At 73.7% G+C, this 19,277-nt stretch carries 15 protein-coding genes; 9 read left to right on the forward strand and 6 right to left on the reverse strand.

Annotation, left to right across the window (positions count from 1 at the left end):
- The first annotated feature begins 88 nt into the window (after nucleotides 1-88).
- Nucleotides 89-847 (forward strand): GntR family transcriptional regulator, encoded by a 759-nt coding sequence (locus tag IF00_RS0118195; RefSeq protein WP_030319307.1) that lies wholly within the window; start codon nucleotides 89-91, stop codon nucleotides 845-847.
- Nucleotides 848-960: 113 nt separating this feature from the next.
- Here IF00_RS0118195 and IF00_RS0118200 read toward each other — a convergent pair whose 3' ends face one another.
- Nucleotides 961-2,496: an amino acid permease gene (locus tag IF00_RS0118200; protein ID WP_030319309.1), complete on the reverse strand. Its 1,536-nt coding sequence runs from the start codon at nucleotides 2,494-2,496 to the stop codon at nucleotides 961-963.
- Between the two features lie 73 nt (nucleotides 2,497-2,569).
- Nucleotides 2,570-3,544, reverse strand: coding sequence for a hypothetical protein (locus IF00_RS0118205; protein ID WP_030319311.1), 975 nt, complete (start codon nucleotides 3,542-3,544; stop codon nucleotides 2,570-2,572).
- Nucleotides 3,545-3,846: 302 nt separating this feature from the next.
- On the opposite strand from IF00_RS0118205, the gene IF00_RS0118210 reads away from it, so the two are divergent.
- The 5 genes from IF00_RS0118210 to IF00_RS0118230 all read left to right on the forward strand — a co-directional run bounded on the left by IF00_RS0118210 (nucleotide 3,847) and on the right by IF00_RS0118230 (nucleotide 8,942).
- The gene (locus IF00_RS0118210) at nucleotides 3,847-5,328 is read left to right on the forward strand and encodes an FGGY family carbohydrate kinase (protein ID WP_051820391.1); all 1,482 of its coding nucleotides are present in this window, start codon (nucleotides 3,847-3,849) and stop codon (nucleotides 5,326-5,328) included.
- The gene (locus tag IF00_RS0118215) at nucleotides 5,325-6,752 is read left to right on the forward strand and encodes an FAD-dependent oxidoreductase (protein ID WP_030319315.1); all 1,428 of its coding nucleotides are present in this window, start codon (nucleotides 5,325-5,327) and stop codon (nucleotides 6,750-6,752) included. Before IF00_RS0118210 ends, IF00_RS0118215 begins: the two co-directional genes overlap by 4 nt.
- A gap of 40 nt (nucleotides 6,753-6,792) precedes the next feature.
- Nucleotides 6,793-8,028, forward strand: a complete 1,236-nt coding sequence (locus IF00_RS0118220) for an FAD-dependent oxidoreductase (protein ID WP_030319316.1) — start codon at nucleotides 6,793-6,795, stop codon at nucleotides 8,026-8,028.
- A gap of 123 nt (nucleotides 8,029-8,151) precedes the next feature.
- The gene (locus IF00_RS0118225) at nucleotides 8,152-8,628 is read left to right on the forward strand and encodes an NUDIX hydrolase (RefSeq protein ID WP_030319317.1); all 477 of its coding nucleotides are present in this window, start codon (nucleotides 8,152-8,154) and stop codon (nucleotides 8,626-8,628) included.
- Nucleotides 8,629-8,690: 62 nt separating this feature from the next.
- Nucleotides 8,691-8,942: a hypothetical protein gene (locus IF00_RS0118230; protein WP_030319319.1), complete on the forward strand. Its 252-nt coding sequence runs from the start codon at nucleotides 8,691-8,693 to the stop codon at nucleotides 8,940-8,942.
- Between the two features lie 91 nt (nucleotides 8,943-9,033).
- Here IF00_RS0118230 and IF00_RS0118235 read toward each other — a convergent pair whose 3' ends face one another.
- Together IF00_RS0118235 and IF00_RS0118240 are read right to left on the reverse strand one after the other, a co-directional pair.
- Nucleotides 9,034-10,281 carry a cytochrome P450 family protein gene (locus IF00_RS0118235; RefSeq protein ID WP_030319321.1) on the reverse strand — a complete coding sequence of 416 codons (1,248 nt, stop codon included), beginning with the start codon at nucleotides 10,279-10,281 and terminating at the stop codon, nucleotides 9,034-9,036.
- Nucleotides 10,282-10,589: 308 nt separating this feature from the next.
- Nucleotides 10,590-12,515 carry an NAD-binding protein gene (locus tag IF00_RS0118240; protein ID WP_051820469.1) on the reverse strand — a complete coding sequence of 642 codons (1,926 nt, stop codon included), beginning with the start codon at nucleotides 12,513-12,515 and terminating at the stop codon, nucleotides 10,590-10,592.
- Nucleotides 12,516-12,848: 333 nt separating this feature from the next.
- Here IF00_RS0118240 and IF00_RS0118245 point away from each other — a divergent pair, with 333 nt between their 5' ends.
- Nucleotides 12,849-14,177: a D-alanyl-D-alanine carboxypeptidase family protein gene (locus IF00_RS0118245; protein WP_030319327.1), complete on the forward strand. Its 1,329-nt coding sequence runs from the start codon at nucleotides 12,849-12,851 to the stop codon at nucleotides 14,175-14,177.
- A gap of 349 nt (nucleotides 14,178-14,526) precedes the next feature.
- Nucleotides 14,527-15,231 (forward strand): DUF6058 family natural product biosynthesis protein, encoded by a 705-nt coding sequence (locus IF00_RS0118250; protein WP_030319328.1) that lies wholly within the window; start codon nucleotides 14,527-14,529, stop codon nucleotides 15,229-15,231.
- A 35-nt stretch (nucleotides 15,232-15,266) separates the two neighbouring features.
- Here the strand turns inward: IF00_RS0118250 and IF00_RS0118255 are convergent, their stop codons facing one another.
- Entirely contained in the window at nucleotides 15,267-17,645 is a 2,379-nt protein-coding gene (locus IF00_RS0118255) for an ATP-binding cassette domain-containing protein (protein ID WP_030319330.1), read from the reverse strand.
- A gap of 145 nt (nucleotides 17,646-17,790) precedes the next feature.
- On the reverse strand, nucleotides 17,791-18,033 hold the full coding sequence (locus tag IF00_RS0118260) for a DUF5133 domain-containing protein (RefSeq protein WP_030319332.1): 243 nt from the start codon (nucleotides 18,031-18,033) through the stop codon (nucleotides 17,791-17,793).
- A 141-nt stretch (nucleotides 18,034-18,174) separates the two neighbouring features.
- Between IF00_RS0118260 and IF00_RS0118265 the strand changes: the two genes are divergently transcribed.
- Complete coding sequence (locus IF00_RS0118265; protein ID WP_030319334.1) at nucleotides 18,175-19,212, forward strand: NAD-dependent epimerase/dehydratase family protein; 1,038 nt, start codon at nucleotides 18,175-18,177, stop codon at nucleotides 19,210-19,212.
- The last annotated feature ends 65 nt before the right edge of the window (nucleotides 19,213-19,277 follow it).

Consider the following 19,277-nt stretch of genomic DNA (forward strand, 5'->3'; position numbering starts at 1 on the left):
AGCCCTGGCAAAATGGTTTAGACCAATGATAGGAATTGGTCACCCGCACGACCCATGCGGTCACGCTGAGCGAAGAGAGGGTTTGATCATGGCCGAGCCCGAATCCGAGGCGGCGGCAGACGCGCCGCTCTATCTCCGGGTCGCCGCCGCGCTGCGCGAGGACCTCGCCCACCGCCGCATCCCCCCCGGCAGCAGGCTCCCTTCAGAACGATCCCTGTCCCAGCGCTACCACGTCAACCGTCAGACGGTACGCAGTGCGCTCCAACTCCTGCGGGAAGAACGGCTCGTGGTGACCGACCGGCGCGGCACCTTCGCCGCCTCCGGAGCCGAGGGCGGGGGCGAACCCGTCGCCCCGGCCCTGACGGCCCGCCGGCCGACGTTCCCGGGCGGTCCCCGCGCGGCCGAGGCACTGGTACGGGCCTCGCTCACCTGGGAGCCGCCGCCCACTCCGCTGACGACGCGGCTCCTGCTGACGCCGGGCGAGCCGACGCTGGTGCACCGGCACGTGGTGCTCGGGCCGCACGGAACGGCGCTCCAGCGGGCGGTGTCGTGGTTCTCGCGGCCCGCACTCACCGAGATCCCCCAACTCGCGCGCTACCGGCGGGGGCGGGACTGGCGCCAGCAGCCCGATCTCCGGCTGCTGTACCACTGGATGCACCAGGCGGGCCTGCGGGTCACCCACCGGGAGTCGGTCGGCGTGCCGGGACCGGCCACGACGACGGCCGGCGGCGCGGCCCGGCTGATCGTCCACCGGGTGGTGAGCGATCAGCACGGGCACGCGCTGGAGATCACGGACATCGACTTCTCGGCCCAGTCGGCGGCCTGGACGTACGAGTTCAGCGCCTGAGGGGCGGGCCGGTTCCTGTCCGGTACGGGGACAGGAACCGGCTCTCCCGTCACGGGACCCGGCTCACCCCTGCCGTCCGGCTCCCGGGCCACGACGGCTCCTGGGCAGCTCCGTCAGATGATGCCCTCCGAGATCTCCGCCTCCTCGCGGGCGTTACCGTACGTCGTCGGGGTGCCGTACGAGCGCCGGGCCACGTACCACCAGACGCTGGCCAGGACGAGCACGGCGGCCAGCGCGATCACGGCGTAGTTCATGGTGTCGACCGTCACCGGGGACTTCTGCGGCAGGCAGAACAGCACGGTCACGAACGCCACCCAGACGACGGCGGTCCAGCCGATCGGCTTGCTCCAGCGGCCCAGGCTCCACGGGCCGGGCGTGAACCGGTTCCCGGCGCGCAGTCGCAGATAGATCGGGATGGCGTAGGCGGGCGTGATGCCGATGACGTTGATCGCGGTGACGGCGCCGTAGGCGGTGGCGGAGTACAGCGAGGGAAGGGCGAGCACCGCGGCCACGGCCACGGCGAGCCAGACCGCCGGGACCGGGGTCTGGGTGCGGCCGCTGACCTTGCGCCAGATCGCCGAGCCGGGGAGGGCGTTGTCGCGGCTGAAGGCGAAGACCATGCGGCTGGCGGCGGCCACCTCGGCGTTGCCGCAGAAGAGCTGGGCGACGATGACGACGAGGAGCAGGGCGGTGGCTCCGCCGCTGCCGAGCGCGTCCAGGAAGATCTGGGCGGGCGGGACGCCCGTGGCGCTGTTCTGCGTGGCGGTGTAGTCCTGGATGGCGAAGCTCAGCCCGGCGAGCAGGGCGAATCCGGCGAGCCAGGAGACCCAGATGGCCCGCACGATGCCCTTGGAGGCGGCGACGGACGCGTTGGACGTCTCTTCGGAGAGGTGGGCCGAGGCGTCGTAGCCGGAGAACGTGTACTGGGCGAGGAGCAGGCCGATCGCGGCGACGTAGAAGGGATTGGCCCACCCGGTGTCGTTGACGAACTCGGTGAACACGAAGTCGACGGACTGGTGCCGGTCGGGGATGAACGCGAGGGCGCCGACGATGATCGCCACGCCCGCGAGGTGCCACCAGACGCTGATCGAGTTGAGCACGCTGACCAGGCGGACGCCGAAGAGGTTCAGGACGGCGTGGAGCAGCAGGATCGCGAGGAATATCAGGAAGGTGGAGCCCGCGGTGGGCTCGAATCCCCACTGGAGGTTGAGGAAGGCTCCGGTGAAGAGCGCGGCGCCGTAGTCGATGCCCGCGATGGCGCCGAGGAGACCGAGCAGATTCAGCCAGCCGGTGTACCAGCCCCAGCGACGTCCGCCGAGCCGGTCGGCCATGTAGTAGAGGGCGCCGGAGGTCGGGTAGGCGCTGGTGACCTCGGCGAGGGCGAGGCCCACGCACAGCACGAAGAGACCGACGCCGACCCAGCCCCAGAGCATGACGGCGGGGCCGCCGGTGCCCATGCCGAAGCCGTACAGGGTCATGCATCCGGAGAGGACGGAGATCACCGAGAAGCTGATCGCGAAGTTGCCGAATCCGCCCATGCGGCGGGCGAGGACGGGCTGGTAGCCGAGCTCTCTCAGCCGCGCCTCCTCGTCCTGGGCCGGGGGTGGCTTGCGCAGCGCTTCGGTGGGGTCGGGGGCGGTGCGGGACATGCGTTCCTCCGGGGACGGGGGGTGAGCGGGCTCGGGGGGTGCGGGGGGACGGGATGGGACGCGGGAACGGGCCTCAGCCGCTGAGACAGCGGGCGCGGGCCCGCAGGAAGACCTCTTCGGCGAGCACGCGGTCGTCCGGATGAGGGGTCCGGTACGCCCACGGCAGGGTCGTGTAGTACGGGCCGAGCGATTCGAAGACCCGGGCCGCGTCGGTGAAGCGGAGGGCTCCGAAGAGGGCGTGCGCCAGGTGGTTGAGGTCGAGCAGGGAGGCCTCGTCGGTGGCGCAGAAGAGGAACCAGGTGTCGAGGGCGCGTTGGGCTTCGCGGACGGCGTCCTCGGCGACCCAGTGGAGGTCGAGGGCCCGCTCGTGGCCGCGCTCGCGCCGGTAGCGCTCGACGCGCACGTACAGCGGGAGGACGTGCAGGGCGGAGCCGACGGGTGCCGCAGAGGCGGCCCAGTGCGAGTAGTTGACGGCCTCGGAGAGCGGTCCCGGGCGTCGGGCGTACACGAACTGGAGCATGCGGTGGTGCGCCTCGCGGTTGTGCGGGTCGCGCTTCTCCGCCTCGGCGAGCAGGCCCCAGGGGCCGGGCGGCAGCATGGGGGCCGGCGGGGACAGCCGGTGCTCCTCCATGCGCTGTCGGCCGTCGAGGGCGGCGAGGGCGATCAGGCCGACCCAGGGCACCGGGTCGTCGGGGGCCAGATCGGCGGCCTCCCGGCACGCGGTCCAGGCTTCCTGCCAGAGCTCCCGGGTGCGGGCGTGGCCGGCGCGGTGCGCGCGTACGGCCCGCTCGACGGTCACGCGGCTGTGCATCACGGTGGCGGCGAGGCTCCCGGGCTGTTCGGTCCGCCACATGTGGACGACGTCGGTGCCCGCGGCGACGGCCGCGAGGACCTGGGTGCGGCGGGTCCAGCCGTCCCAGCCCCTCGTCTCGTCGAGGAGCCGCGCCATCGCCACCCAGCGTCCGGTGCGTAAGTCCTGGACGGCGTTGCGCAGGGCGTGGTCGTGGCCCGCGGGGTGGTAGACGGGTCTGAAGCCGTGTCCGGCCATCAGGGGGTGGTGCGTGGTGTGGATGACATGGGTCCTCGGTGGATGGAAGGGGGTGGTCAGTCCCCCGGCGGGCGTCCCGGCCGTTGATCGGCGATCACTATAGAGGGCTCTGGATCCGACCGGTCCACTTTCTTTCGTGACAGTAATTATCAAGCCAACGACCAAATTTGACTCACCGTCAGGTTCGGATGCAGACCTGACGGGATCACCCGCCGGGGCTTGACGGAGCGCCGCGACGACGGCACCCTGACCCTTTTCGGTGATCGGATGATCACTGAAAGTCCAGGGACAGGAGCAGCGCGATGACGGGCGGCCCGGTACTCGCCGTCGACCAGGGCACCTCGGGCACCAAGGCCCTCGTCGTCTGCCCCGAGCGCGGAGTCGTCGGCACCGGTACGGCTCCCGTACGGCCCCGGTACCTGCCGGGCGGCCTCGTCGAGGTCGACCCGCGTGAGCTGTACGACTCCGTGGTCACCGCGGGCCGCGCGGCGCTCGCCGAGGCCGGTACGACGGTCGTCGCCGTGGGTCTCGCCAATCAGGGCGAGACCGTCCTCGCGTGGGACCCCGCCACCGGCGAGCCGCTCACCGACGCCCTGGTCTGGCAGGACCGCCGAGCGGCCTCCGTCTGCTCCGAACTCGATTCGCACGCAGAGCAGTTGCGGCATCTGACGGGCCTCCCCCTCGACCCCTACTTCGCCGCCCCCAAGATGGCCTGGATCCGCCGCCACGCCACCGGCGCAGGCGTCGTGACCACCAGCGACGCCTGGCTCGTCCACCGGCTGACCGGCGCCTTCGTCACCGACGCGGCGACCGCGGGACGGACCGGACTGCTCGACCTCGACAGCGTCGCCTGGTCTCAGACCGCCCTCGACCTGTACGGCCTCGGCGGCGAACGTCTCCCCCGGGTCGTGGACTGCGACGCGCCCGTCGGCACCACCACCGCCTTCGGCCCGACGCTGCCGCTCACCGGCCTGCTGGTCGACCAGCAGGCGGCGCTGCTCACCCAGAGCGCCGACGACCCGGCCGCTGCCAAGTGCACGTACGGCACCGGCGCCTTCCTCCTCGCGCAGACCGGCCCCGCACCCCGGCGCGCGTCCTCGGGGCTGGTCAGCTGTGTCGCCTGGCGGCTCGGCGGACAGGTCGCCCACTGTCTGGACGGCCAGGTGTACACCGTGGCCTCCGCCGTGCGGTGGCTCACCGACCTCGGCGTCATCGGCGGGGCGGCCGAGATCGACCCGGTCGGCGGAGGGGTCCCGAACTCCGGCGGCGTCACCTTCGTGCCCGCGCTCGCGGGACTCGCCGCGCCCTGGTGGCGGGGCGACGTGCGCGGCTCGCTCACCGGGCTCGGCCTGGACACCACGCCGGGCCATCTGGTCCGCGCCCTGTGCGAGGGCATCGCCGCGCAGGTCGTGGACCTCGCCTCGGCCGTCGCGTCGGACCGGGGCGCACCGCTGACCTCGCTGCGCGCCGACGGCGGCCTCACCCGGTCCGCGCTGCTCATGCAGACGCAGGCGGACCTCCTCCAACTGCCGGTCGAGGTCTCGTCGCTGCCGGACGCGACAGCGCTCGGTGTCGGCGCGGTGGCCCGGCTCGGACACGACCGGACTCTCACCCTCCGCGAGGCCGTACCGGAGTGGAAGCCCTCGGCCGTGTACGAACCCCGGATCTCGGGCGACGAGGCGGACACGCGCCTCGCGCGGTTCCGGGGCGAGGTGGCGGCGCTGGTCGAGCGGGCGGGGTCGGGCTCCGGGGTCCCGACGCGCGAGGGCTCCGGCTCCTCATGAGCGTCACCCGTACAGGTCCCCTGCCCGCCGGCTCCGAGGCGACGTACGACGTCGTGGTCGTCGGCGCGGGGGTCGTCGGCTCCGCGATCGCCCGGACGCTGGCCCGCCACCCCCTGCGGGTCGCCCTCGTGGAGGCCGCGAACGACGTCGGCGACGGCACGTCGAAGGCCAACACCGCCATCCTGCACACCGGCTTCGACGCTCTGCCGGGCACGCTGGAGGCGAGGCTCGTCCGCGAGGGATACCGCATGCTCTCCGCGTACGCCCAGGAGACCGGCATCCCCGTGGAGCCGACCGGCGCCCTGCTCGTCGCCTGGGACGAGCAGCAGCGGGCCGCCCTCCCCCGCCTCGCGGAGAAGGCCGAGCGCAACGGACACCACACCACCCGGCTGCTCACCGCCTCCGAACTCCGTGCGCGCGAACCACACTTGGGTTCCGGTGCGCTCACCGCGCTCGAAGTGCCGGGCGAGTCGGTCGTCTGCCCGTGGACGACCACCCTCGCGTACGCCACCCAGGCCGTCCGCTCGGGCGTCGACCTGCACCTCGACTGCCGGGTGGAGAAGGTCCGCCCGGGGGATCCGTACCACCGGCTCGTCACCCGGCGCGGGGTGCTGCGGACCCGGCATCTCGTCAACGCCTGCGGTCTCCACGCCGACGCCTTCGACGCGCTGGTCGGCCGCGAGGACTTCACCGTCACCCCGCGCCGCGGGCAGCTGCTCGTCTTCGACAAGTTCGCGCGCGACCTGGTGCGGCACATCCTGCTCCCCGTGCCGGGCCCGCTCGGCAAGGGCGTGCTGATCGCGCCGACGGTGTACGGGAACGTCATGCTCGGGCCCACCGCCGAGGACCTGGACGACAAGACCGCCACCGGCACCACGGCGGAGGGACTCGCCGGACTCCGCGAGCAGGGCGGCCGGATCCTCCCGGCGCTGCTCGACGAGGAGGTCACCGCCGTCTACGCCGGGCTGCGGGCCGCCACCGGGCAGGAGGACTACCGGATCGCCGCGCACCCGGCTCTCCGCTATGTGACCGTGGGCGGGATCCGGTCCACCGGGCTCACCGCCTCCTTGGCCATCGCCGAGCACGTCCGCGGGCTGCTCGCCGACTGCGGGCTCGGCCTCGGGCCCGAGCGGCCCCTCGCCAGGCTCCAGATGCCGAACCTCGGCGAGGCCTTTCCCCGCCCGTTCCGGGACGCCCGGCTCATCGCCAGGGACCCGGACTTCGGTGCGATCGTCTGCCACTGCGAGCGGGTCACCCGGGGCGAGATCCGGGCCGCGCTCACCTCGACGATCCCGCCGGGCGGCCTCGACGGACTGCGCCGCCGCACGCGCGCGCGTGGCGGCCGCTGCCAGGGGAACCACTGCGGCGCCGAGGTACGGGCGTTGTTCGAGGAGCACGCGGAGCGCCGGGAGGGGAACCGGTGAACCGTACGGGCATGGTCGCAGGGGTACGAGGAGGGGCCCGGTGAACCGCACGGTCGACGTGCTCGTGGTGGGCGCCGGACCCGCCGGACTCGCGGCGGCCGCGCGCCTCGCCGCAGCGGGTGCGGGCCACGTCGAGGTCCTGGAGCGGGAGCAGGCCGCCGGCGGGGTCCCCCGGCACTGCGCCCGTGCGGGATTCGGCGCGGACGCCCGGGGCCGCCCCCTGGACGGTCCGGGCTACGCGCGCCGCTCGGTGCGCGCGGCACTGCGCGCCGGGGCCACCGTCCGTACGGGCGTGTCCGCCACCGGCTGGGCGGGGCCCCTCACGCTCGACGTCACCGCGCCGACCGGGCTCGAACGCATCCGGGCCCGCGCGATCGTCCTGGCCACCGGTGCCCGCGAACGCCCTCGCAGCGCACGGCTCGTCCCGGGGTCGCGGCCCGACGGGGTCCTGACCACGGGCGAGCTCCAGCGGCTGGTCATCCGGTTCGGTGCGCGGCCGGAGCGCATCGGGCGGCGGGCGGTGGTCGTCGGCGGCGATCCCGTCGCCCGCAGCGCCGTGCGAACGCTGCGCGCCGCCGGGGTCGAGGTGGCGGCCGTCGTCTGCGAACACCCGGCGGGAAGGGCGGCGTTCGGGGCCGTCCCGGTGCTCACCGGCGCGGTCGTGTCGGAGCTTCTGGGCCGCGGGCGGCTGACCGGGGTCACGGTCCGGAGCGGGGCGGACGGTGCGACGCGGCACACGCTGCGGTGCGACACCGCGGTCTTCACCGGGGACTGGATCCCGGACCACGAACTGGCCCGCGCCTGCGGCCTGCCGCTCACGCCCGGCACGCGGGGCCCCGCGACGGACGGCGCCTTCCGCACCACCGCACCCGGGGTCTTCGCGGTCGGCAACCTCCTGCGCGGCGTGGAGCCGGCGGTGGTGGCCGCCGCCGAGGGGCGCGCGGTGGCGGCGGCCGTGATCGACCTGCTGGAAGGAGACCCCTGGCCGGAGGGTGCGGTGCCGGTGGGAGTACCGCCGGCCGTACACACGGGATCGGCGGGGCCGCTGCGGTGGGTGACGCCCGGTCTGTTCGGCCCGGTGGCCGCGCCTCTGCTCGTACGGCCGGAGCGCGGGCTCGTCCGGCCGGTCCTGACCGTCACCCAGGACGGTGCCCCGCTGCGGCGGATGCGGCTGAGCGGCTCGCTCGTCCCGTGGCGGACGGTGCGGTTGCCGGCGCGGTGGGCGGACGGGGTGGATCTCGGGGGCGGTCCGGTGGTGGTCGGCGCCGAGGAGTGACGCACGCGGCGGGGGCGTGGGCGACGAGCCGTACGCGCGGGGCGCGAGGGCCCGGTGTGCGCGGCAGCGGCGACCCGTGTGCGCGGCTGCGGCGACGGGGGCCCTTCGGCCAGACTGGCCCGCATGTCTGACAAACGCAGTGCGGGTCTTCTCGTCTTCCGCCGTACGACGGACGGCGGCGTCGAAGTACTCATCGGTCATATGGGCGGGCCCTTCTGGGCGTCCCGCGAGCAGTCGGCCTGGTCGATCCCCAAGGGGGAGTACGAGCCGGACGAGGCCCCGGAGGCTGCGGCGAGCCGCGAGTTCCTGGAGGAGCTGGGGCTTCCGGCGCCCGAGGGCGAGTGGCTGGACCTCGGCGAGAACCGGCAGCGCAACGGAAAGCTCGTCACCGTCTGGGCCGTCGAAGGGACACTCGACGCGGGCGCGATCGTGCCGGGCACCTTCACGATGGAATGGCCGCCGCGCTCCGGCGTCCAGGGGGAGTTCCCGGAGATCGACCGGGCGGGCTGGTTCGTCCCCGAGGCGGCCGCGCCGCTGCTCGTGGAGGGTCAGCGGGTCTTCCTGGAACGGCTGGTGGAGCGGCTCGACGGGCGGGGCTGAGGGCGATTGTCAGACCCGTACGAGAGGGTGGTGAGCGCCGAACTGTCGAGAGGGAGCCCGACATGACCACGACCACGATCACCGCAAGCGAGCGCGCGGCCGCCCAGGCGTACCTGCGGTTGCTCGAATCCACCCAGGCCGTGCTGACCGATCCACAGCTCGCCCCGTACGCGGGGGTGATGCTCACCCATCCGATGGCCGAGGCGGACGAGGCGCTCCGCGCCGCGGGCCTCGTGGGCAACGAGGCGCGGCTGCTGCGGCTCGTCTCGTCCCTCCGCACCTCCCCCGCGACCGTCTGGGGACGGGCCGGGTGAGGGGGCCGGCCGGGTCCGGAGGAGCCGGGTGAGGGGGCGGGCCGGGTCCGGAGGAGCCGGCCCGCCCCGCCCCCGCACGGTTCGGGGACCGTCAGCCGCCGGGCCTGACCGGAAGCGTCCTGACGCTGTTGCCGACGAAACCGGCGTGGCGGGGCAGCTCTGACTCCGGGACGGCCAGGTCCAGCTCCGGGAAGCGGGTGAAGAGCGCCTCCAGGGCGATCGTGGCCTCCATCCGGGCGAGCGGGGCCCCCAGGCAGTAGTGGGGGCCGTGGCCGAGCGACAGGTGCTTCACGGTCGCCGTGCGGGTCAGGTCGAAGCGGTCGGCGTCCGGGCCGTGGGCCTTGGTGTCCCGGCCCGCAGCCGAGTACCCGGCCAGAACCGGTGTGCCCCGCGGGACAAGGATGCCGTCGACCGTGAGGTCGCGGGTCGGATAGCGGAACGGGAAGTAGCTGACCGGGCTGTCCCAGCGGAGGGTCTCCTCCACCACGTCCGCCCAGGTCGCTCGGCCCTCGACGACCAGGGCGAGCTGGTCGCGGTGGGTGCAGAGCGCCCGGACCGCGTTGGTGAGCAGGTTCAGGGTGGTCTCGTGGCCCGCGACGATCAGCAGAAGAAGGGTGCCGATCAACTCGGCCTGGTCGAGCCGGTCGCCGTCCTCGTCCCGGGCGGCGATGAGCGCGCTCGTGAGGTCGTCGCCGGGGGCGGCGGCCTTGTCGGCGGCGATGGCGGCGAGGAGTTCGACGAGTTCGCGGTTGGCCGCGACGGCCTGTGCGGGCGTGGTGTCGGTCGCGACCACCAGGCTGGAGAGACGGTGCAGCCGGTCTTGGTGCTCGGCGTCGACGCCGAGCAGTTCGCAGATGACGCCGAGCGGCAGCGGAAGCGCGTAGTGGCGGCGCAGGTCGGCGACGCCGTCGCCGGTCCTGGCCGCCTCGGCGAGCCCGTCGAGGAGCCCGGCGGTGACCGCCTCGACGCGCGGGCGGAGTTCCTCCACCCGGCGGTTGGTGAAGGCGCTGCTCACCAGGGTGCGGAGGCGGCGGTGGTCCGCGCCGTCCGCGGTGATCATGCCGGGCACGGTGGCGAAGGTCCGCAGGGGCCAGCCGTCGGGTATGCGTCCCTCGGCGAGTGCGGTGAAGTGCTGGGGGCCCTTGGCGACGTCGGGGTGGGAGAGGAAGTCCCGGAGGGCGTCGTGGCCGAGGACCGCCATGCCCTCGATCTCGCCGGGGAGCACCACCGGGGTGACGGCGCCTTCGGCGAGGAGGCGGGCGTTGTGCGCGTGGGGGCAGCCGCCGGCGGGGTCCAGGCGGTGGGGGGGGCGGGGGGTGGGTGCGGGCAGTGCGTTCACTTCGGCAGCTCCTGTCTGCGGATCCTTGCGGGCGGGACCAGGGCGGTGGGACCCGGTGCGGGTCCTTGTGGTGCGGAACCAGGGCGGTGCGGGTCTCACGGGTGCGGGGCGAGGGTCGTGGGCGCACGCCAGGGCGCCGTCCCGTGTGCCCACCCGTCCCGACCCCGCGTGCCCACCCTTCCCGACCCGGGGGTCCCCGGACGGAGTCCGGGGGAGGGACGATCGCCCACGCGAGAGGGACGCGTGCGGCCGCGGGCAGGCCCACGGGACGAGCGGTCAGGGCCGGTGCCCGTGGGCCGAGCCTACGGTCAATCGTGCTCCGCTCGTGGGGGGTTGAGCGGCGCGTGGCCGCCGCGGCCCAGGAGTTCGGCCAGGCCTCGGCGGGTTGCCGCCACGACGACCCGGTCGTCCGGCTTCAGGACGCGGTCGGGGTCCAGGCGCCAGGCCTGGCCCGTACCCGGCCCGGTGCCTGCGCCGTCCATGGCGATGACGCGCCACTTGCCCGGTTGGAAGGCCTCGGCCACGGTCAGGCCGTCCAGGAGCGGGTGGGCCGCGACGTCCACGGCGGCGAAGAGCAGGACCCGGCGCTCGACCGGTACGGCGCCGAGCACCTGACGGCCCAGCATGGCTCCCGCGAAGGCGGGTGCGGCCAGGTGGGAGACGCTGCGGCTGCGGGTGAGGGCCGCCGGGTGGGCCGTACGGAGCGTACGGAAGACGGCCGTGGCGAAGTCGTCGTCGTACAGGCGCAGGACGACCCTCAGGTCGGGGCTGACGGCGCGGGCGGAGAGCGCCGCTTCGAGGTTGGTGATGTCGACGCTGGTCAGGGCGAGCAGGGCGTGGGCGCGGTCGATGCGGGCGGCCTCCAGGACGCCCTCCTCCGTGACGTCACCGATGACGGTGGGGACGCGCAGCCGTCGCGCGACGGCGACGCCGCGAGCCTCCGGGTCGGACTCGACGCAGACCACGGGGATGTTCAGCCGGCGGAGCCGCGCGAGGACACGGGTGCCGACCTTGCCGAGGCCGAGGAGGACGACGTGCCCGGAGAGTCCGCGCGGCGGCCGACGCAGGGTGGTCGCCGTACGGAAGGTGCCGAGGCCTTCGATGAGGGCGGCGACGATCACCGGCAGGAGGAGCAGCCCGACGAACCCGGCGAGGATCTGGAGGACCTGACGGCTGGTCGATTCCCCCACGGCCGGGTCGCCGATGGCGAAGATGTCGAGCAGCGTCAGATAGGCGGCGTGCAGCGGGTGGTCGCCGGTGGTGAAGGTGGAGGCCAGGGCGAGTGCGAGGACGGCGGCGGCCGCCCCGGCCAGGGACCAGCGCAGCCGGCGTGAGAAGAGCGAGGCGACGGGCAGCGCGGAGGCGGCGAGCCGGGCGGACGCCAGGGCGGGGCCTGCCGCGGTGACCGCTTCGAGGGTGACGGCGGCGCGGCCGGTGGCGGCGGCCACCGTGCGGTCGTCCGGAAGGAGTCGGGGACCCGCGTCGCCGCTCCGCTCGGAGCCCTCGCAGCCCGCCGGGTCGCCTGCCGTGGCGGAGAGCAGGGCCAGGGTGCACAGGCCCGGGTCGGGGGCCTCTCCGGCGGCGGGCAGCCGCTCCACGGCGTGCAGGAGCAGTCCGCCGGCCTGGACCACCTTGCTGGTGCCCGCGACCGCGGCCGCGGCGAGGCCGGGGGCGGCGGTGTCGACGTCCGAGAGGACGGTGGTGGCGGCGTCGAGCTTCCCGGGGTCGAGGCCCGGTTCGGCGACGGCGGCGGCCTGGTCGAGGAGCGTTTCGAGGTGCTGGCCGAGCTTGCGGTTGTAGAGCCGGATGACGAGACGCAGCCGGGGGTTGAGGCGGCGGGCGGTGAGTGCGGCCCGGATGTTGGTCTCGTCGTCCTCGTGGACGAGGGCGAGTGCGGCGGCCCTCTCCACGCCGGCGTCCGTCAAGGCCCGGTCGTCGGCCTCGGCGGACTCGACGACGCGCAGGGTGCCGGCGGGTTCACCGCCGTCCGCGCCGGAGGCCGTCGGGGCCGCCGGGGCGGAGGTGCCGGGAGCGCCCGCAGGAGCGGTGCCCGTGGTGCGGATGACGGCGGCCGTGACGCGTCCGAAGAGGGCCAGCGCCCGGCCGGTGCGGGCGCTGGGCGTGCGCGGCGCGTCGGGCCGTACCGGCACGAGGAGGGTCACCTGCTCCCCGTACACCTCGTGCAGCTCGCCCGCGAGACGGTGGGCGAGGGCGTCGTCCCCGCAGACGATCATGTGCCCGGCGGCGGCCTGACGCGGCTGCCGCTCGGCGCGGAAGGCGGGCGCGCCGAAGGGACCGCCGCCGGTGGTCGCCGAGGATCTGGCGGGGCCGGGAACGGACCGGGAGACCGGTTCGGCGGGAGGCGCTCCGGCGCTCTCGGCCGGAACGCCGTTGCTCTGGTACGGGTGTGAGGGCACGTCACAAGGATGCCCTGCGCCACCGACAGCGGGCCGGGGAGGGCGTCACCACCCGGGCGGGCTCACGACTCGCCGCCGTACGCCACACCCGCTACGCCGGTCGGCGCACTCCGATCTGCGCGTTCCGCACCTCCTTCCTACGGTGACTGAATGATCGTCACGTCAGCTGTCCGTCATGCTGCCGCCGGTACCGCGGCGGTGCTGCTCGCGCTGCCCGCTCCGTCGGCCACGGCATCTCCTGTCACCTCGACCGCGACTGTCACCTCCACCGCGGCAGTCCCTTCGACCGCGACCGTCACCACTTCTTCCGGGTCCCTTCGGACCTTCCTCCGGGAGCCCACGCCGCCCGCGCGCCGGTACCTCGACCGGGCCCGGCTCGACCGGAAGGGCACCCAGGTGCAGCCGCTGTCGGGCGCGCCCGACGTGCCCTCGGTATCCGCGCTGTCGTGGGTGGTCGCGGACGCGTCCTCGGGCGAGGTGCTCGCCGCACGCAACGCCCACCGGAAGCTGCCGCCGGCCAGCACCCTCAAGGCGCTGTTCGCCCTGACCGCGCTCCCCCACCACGAACCCTCCGAGCAGCACACCGTGGCCGATTCCGAGCTGACCGGAATCGGGGACGGCAGCAGCCTGGTCGGAGTGAAGGAGGGGTACACGTACAAGGTCTCCGACCTGTGGAACGGCGTGTTCCTCAGCTCCGGGAACGACGCGGTGCACGTCCTGGCCGCGATGAACGGCGGCTGGGAGTCGATGTCCCGGCAGATGCAGGAGAAGGCCAGGTCACTGGGCGCCCTGGACACGCAGGTGGTGTCCCCCGACGGATACGACGCACCGGGGCAGGTGTCCTCCGCGTACGACCTGGCCGTGTTCGGCAGGGCCGGGCTCCAGGACCCGGCGTTCACCCGGTACTGCTCGACGGCGTACGCCGACTTCCCGGCGGGCTCATGGTCGTACGGCATCGCCAACACCAACCGGCTCCTGACGGGCGCGAACGGCGTGGGCCGCTACCCGGGGCTCATCGGGATCAAGAACGGCTACACGAGCAACGCGGGCAACACGCTGATCTCGGCGGCCCGGCGCGGTGACCGGACGCTGGTCGTCACGGTGATGAACCCGCAGAGCGGCGGCGGACTCGCCGTGTACGAGGAGGCGCGCGAACTCCTGGACTGGGGCTTCGAGGCGGCGGACCTGGTCCAGCCGGTGGGCTCGCTGCTCCCCGTACGGACGACGACGACGGCGGCAGGTTCGGGCAACCGTGCGGTGGCGGTGGCCCGTGAGGGCCGCGACGCGAGGGCGGACGGTCGGGCCCCCCGAGCGGGGGCCGAGGCCGCTGCCGCTGCCGCGCCCGCCAAGGACCCCGCGCACGGGGAGGAGCCCTCGGGCGCGTCGGCCGGCCTTCCGCTGGCCCTGGTGGGATCGGCCTGCGCGGCGGCGCTCGCGCTGTGGGGCTGGCGGCGCAGGACGGCCCACCGGGCGGGCTGACGCAACGGTGCGCCGAGCGAAAAGTGCGCCAGACAAAGGGCACGCCGGACCGGGTCGGTCGAGCCGGGTCGGTCGGACCCGGCCGTCGGGACCCGGGTCGGTCAGGCCTGTCCGGTCGAACCAGGTCGGTCAGGACCGGCCCGTCGAACCAGGTCGGTCAGGACCGGCCCGTCGAACCGGGTCGGTCAGGACCGGCCCGTCGAACCAGGTCGGTCAGGACCGGCCGGTGGGGCCGGGCCCGGTCCGGCCCTGTCGGCGACGGTTCGGTGGGTGCCGCACGGTCCCGCTTCTAGCCTGCGGGGACGCCGTCCGGGGCACGCTCGGGCGGCTTTCCCGAGGGAGTGATGTGATGGCGGACCGGACGCTGGTGCAGCGGATCGCCGAGCGGTTCCGCGAGGTGAACGGCGACCATCCGATGACCGCGGCCGACGACGCGTACGTCACCGCGCAGTTCGTCCCCCTGGAGGCCCTGTGCGCCTCGCTCGGGCGGGACTCCGACGCGGCCCGGCGGCTGATGCTCGGGCGGCTCCTTCCGCTGCCGGGCTATCTGCGCTCCGACGGCGCGGAGATGGTGCCGCGCGACCTGTTCCGCCTCGCCGAGGCCGCGGGCGGATCCGAGCGGCTGCACGCCTGGTTCACCGCGCACTGGGAGGACCGGGCGCGGGGTGAGGCGGAATGGGAGGCGTACCTGAGCGGCCGGTACGTCTGTCTGCACACGGTGACGCCGACGCACATACGGCGCAAGGAGAAGCTGACGGCGGAGATCACCGGGGCGCTGGCCATGGCGACGGCCGATACGGGGGTCGCCGTCTCGCGCGATACGGGGGTCGCCATCTCACCCGGAACGGCGGACGGAACCCCGGCCGGAGCGACGGACCGGACCTGCCCTTCCCCGGAGTGGCGTGCCGCGCTCCACGCGCGCGTGGACGAGCTCGACGCCCTGGAGCCGGCGTTCACGGCGTACGACCGGCTGCGCTTCGGCGGCCCCACCTCCCGGGACACCTGCGTGGACGCACCGCGCGCCCTGTTCCCGCGCGTAGGCCCGGCGGCCTGAGAACACGAGCCGCCGGGCCGATGTCGGTATCGTCGTCAGGCCCCCACGTACGCCGCCAGGTGCTCGCCCGTGAGCGTCGAGCGCGCGGCCACCAGCTCGGCGGGCGTGCCCTCGAAGACGATCTTGCCGCCGTCGTGACCGGCGCCGGGACCGAGGTCGATGATCCAGTCGGCGTGGGCCATGACCGCCTGGTGGTGCTCGACGACGATCACCGACTTGCCGGAGTCCACGAGCCGGTCGAGCAGGCCGAGCAGCTGCTCGACGTCGGCGAGGTGCAGACCGGTGGTCGGCTCGTCGAGGATGTAGACACCGCCCTTCTCGCCCATGTTCGTGGCCAGCTTGAGCCGCTGCCGTTCGCCGCCGGACAGGGTGGTGAGCGGCTGGCCGAGGCTGAGGTAGCCGAGACCGACGTCCGCGAGGCGCGCGAGGATGCGCTGCGCGGCCGGGGTGCTCGCCTCGCCCGCACCGAAGAACTCCACGGCCTCGGTCACGGACATCGCGAGCACCTCGCTGATGTCACGGCCGCCGAGGAGGTATTCGAGCACCGAGGCCTGGAACCGCTTGCCCTCGCAGTCCTCGCAGGTCGAGGAGACGCCGGCCATGATGCCGAGGTCGGTGTAGATGACGCCCGCGCCGTTGCAGGTGGGGCAGGCGCCCTCGGAGTTGGCGCTGAACAGCGCGGGCTTCACCCCGTTGGCCTTGGCGAAGGCCTTGCGGATCGGGTCGAGCAGTCCGGTGTACGTCGCCGGGTTGCTGCGGCGCGAACCGCGGATGGGGCTCTGGTCGATGGACACGACGTCGTCGCTCGCGGGAATCGAGCCGTGCACCAGCGAGCTCTTGCCGGAGCCGGCGACGCCGGTGACGACGGCCAGGACCCCGAGCGGGATGTCGACGTCGACGTCCCGCAGGTTGTGGGTCGCCGCGCCGCGGATCTCCAGGCTGCCGGTGGGCTCCCGCACGGTGTCCTTGACGGAGGCCCGGTCGTCGAGGTGCCGGCCGGTGACGGTGCCGCCGGTCCGCAGCCCGTCCACGGTGCCCTCGAAACAGACGGTGCCGCCCGCCGTACCGGCGCCGGGGCCGAGGTCGACGACGTGGTCGGCGATCACGATGGTCTCCGGCTTGTGCTCCACGACGAGCACGGTGTTGCCCTTGTCCCGCAGCTGCAGGAGGAGTTCGTTCATCCGCTGGATGTCGTGGGGGTGCAGGCCGACGGTGGGCTCGTCGAAGACGTACGTGACGTCGGTGAGCGAGGAGCCGAGGTGGCGGATCATCTTGACGCGCTGCGCCTCACCGCCGGACAGCGTGCCGGCGGGCCGGTCGAGGGAGAGATAGCCGAGACCGATCTCCACGAAGGAGTCCAGGGTCAGCTGGAGCGCGGTGAGCAGCGGCGCGACCGAGGGCTCCTTCAGGCCGCGGACCCACGTGGCGAGGTCGCTGATCTGCATGGCGCAGGCGTCGGCGATGCTGATCCGCTTGATCTTCGACGACCTGGCGCCCTCGGCGAGTCGGGTGCCGTCGCACTCGGGGCAGGTGGTGAAGGTGACGGCCCGCTCGACGAAGGCCCGGATGTGGGGCTGCATGCCCTCCTTGTCCTTCGCCAGGAAGGACTTCTGGATCCGGGGGATGAGCCCCTCGTAGGTCATGTTGATGCCCGCGATCTTCATGCGGGTGGGCTCGTGGTGGAGGAAGGCCTGGAGCTCCTTCTTCGTGTACTTGCGGATCGGCTTGGCCGGGTCGACGAGGCCGGATTCGCTGTAGAGGCGGTAGTTCCAGCCGCCGGGCGTGTAGCCGGGAATGGTGAGCGCGCCCTCGTCGAGCGACTTGGAGTCGTCGTAGAGCTGGCCGAGGTCGATGTCGGAGACCGTGCCCCGGCCCTCACAGTGCGGGCACATGCCGCCGGTGCGGTTGAAGGTCGCCTTCACGGTCTTCTTGTCGCCGCGCTCGACCGTGATGGCACCCCTGGCCGTCACCGAGGGGACGTTGAAGGCGTACGCGCTGGGCGGGCCGATGTGCGGCTTGCCGAGCCGGCTGAAGAGGATGCGGAGCATCGCGTTGGCGTCGGTGGCGGTGCCGACGGTGGAGCGGGGGTCGGCGCCCATCCGCTGCTGGTCGACGATGATCGCGGTCGTCAGGCCGTCGAGCACGTCGACCTCGGGCCGCGCCTGGGTCGGCATGAAGCCCTGGACGAAGGCGCTGTACGTCTCGTTGATCAGCCGCTGGGACTCGGCGGCGATCGTGTCGAAGACGAGCGAGCTCTTGCCCGAGCCGGAGACGCCCGTGAACACCGTGAGCCGGCGCTTCGGGATCTCGATGCTGACGTCCTTGAGGTTGTTCTCCCGGGCGCCGTGCACCCGGATCAGATCGTGCCGGTCGGCCGGGTGCGGCTGCTTGTCCGCCCTGGGGGCCTTGCTCATCGTCTCTCCAGCTGTCGCGCGGGGCCGAGAAAGGGACCGGCGCGGTGCGGCGTGAGCGACGGCTGCCGTAGCGCGAGGTCCATGACAGCCACGCTAGCGGCGGCCGGACGCGGACGCTTCTCACATCCTGATCGGACGATCCTGATCAGGCTCCCGGCAGGCCCTCCAGGGTCGGGCGCGAGGCCGGTCGGGTTCCGGCCACATAGTGCTCGGCCGCCTGGACGGCCTCGCGGGCGGTACGCTCCCCCATCAGCACGCACAGCGTGTAGGCCGTGTCCTCGAAGCGCCGGCGTGCCGACAGGTCGCACGGCCTGGCCAGCACGGTCCGCTCCTGGGCGCGGTAGTGCCGGAGCAGCCGGTCGACCGTGTTCCTGTCGGGCAGCAGCATCGTGTCCTCCTTCTCCTGAGTCGCTCCATACTCCCGGTCGTCGGCCACACTCGCGACCGACACGGACACGCTGTGTGACGACCGGGTGTTTCAGGGCGCCCCGGAGTGCGGTTCCGACGCCCATGGCGGAGGGTCGGAACCATGAACCCGAGCGAGATTTCACGGGTGGTCGTCACCGGCGCCACCGGCAACGTGGGCACCAGTCTGGTACGGCTCCTGGCGCGCGAGCCGCGCGTCGGCTCGGTCCTGGGGCTCGCCCGGCGCCGGCCGGGACTCGAACTGCCCGGGGTGGAGTGGGCGGAGGTGGACCTGTCCCGGGAGGGCGACGAGCCGCTGCTCGCGCGGCACGTCGCCGACGCGGACGCGGTGGTGCACCTGGCCTGGCGGTTCGGGCCGACCCACGATCCGGTGGAGACGTGGCGGACCAATGTCCTGGGCGCGGTGCGCGTCTTCGAGGCGGTCGCGGCGGCGCGGGTGCCTGTCCTGGTGCACGCCTCCTCGGTGGGGGCGTACTCACCGGGCCCGGCCGGCGGTGCCCCGGTGTCCGAGGCGTGGCCGACGCACGGCTGGCCGGGTGCGGCGTACACGCGGGAGAAGGCCTATCTGGAGCGGGTCCTGGACACCTTCGAGCGGGACCATCCGCTGATCCGGGTGGTGCGGATGCGTCCGTCGTTCCTCTTCAAGGAGGAGTCGGCGAGCGGGCAGCGACGGATCTTCGCGGGGCGCTTCTTCCCCGGGCAGCTGATGCGGCCCGATCTGCTGCCGCTGCTCCCGGAGTTCGACGGGCTCCGCTTCCAGGTCCTGCACACCGAGGACGCCGCGGACGCCTACCGGCGGGCGCTGCTGAGGGACGTCCGTGGTGCGTTCAACCTGGCCGCGGAACCGGTGATCGACGGAGCCGTCCTGGGCGAACTCCTCGACGCCAAGCCCGTACGGGTGCCGGCGGGCGCGGTGCGGGGCGCGCTGTCGGCGGCCTGGCGTCTGAGACTCGCCTCCGCGTCCCCCGATCTCTTCGACGCGCTGCGGCACATGCCGCTGCTCGCGACGGAGCGGGCCCGGAAGGATCTGGGCTGGGCTCCGTCGAGAACCTCCCTGGAGGCGCTGGAGGCGTTTCTGCGGGGCGTCCGTTCGGGTGCGGGCGACGACACGGGCCCGCTGGCGGGCCATCGCATCGGCTGAGACGAGGCTGGGGAGCACGGGGTGCGGGCGGCCCGGGTCCGTTCGCCCGAGCCACCCCTGCTTTC

Source organism: Streptomyces flavochromogenes (assembly GCF_000717595.1).
GTDB classification, from domain to species: domain Bacteria; phylum Actinomycetota; class Actinomycetes; order Streptomycetales; family Streptomycetaceae; genus Streptomyces; species Streptomyces flavochromogenes.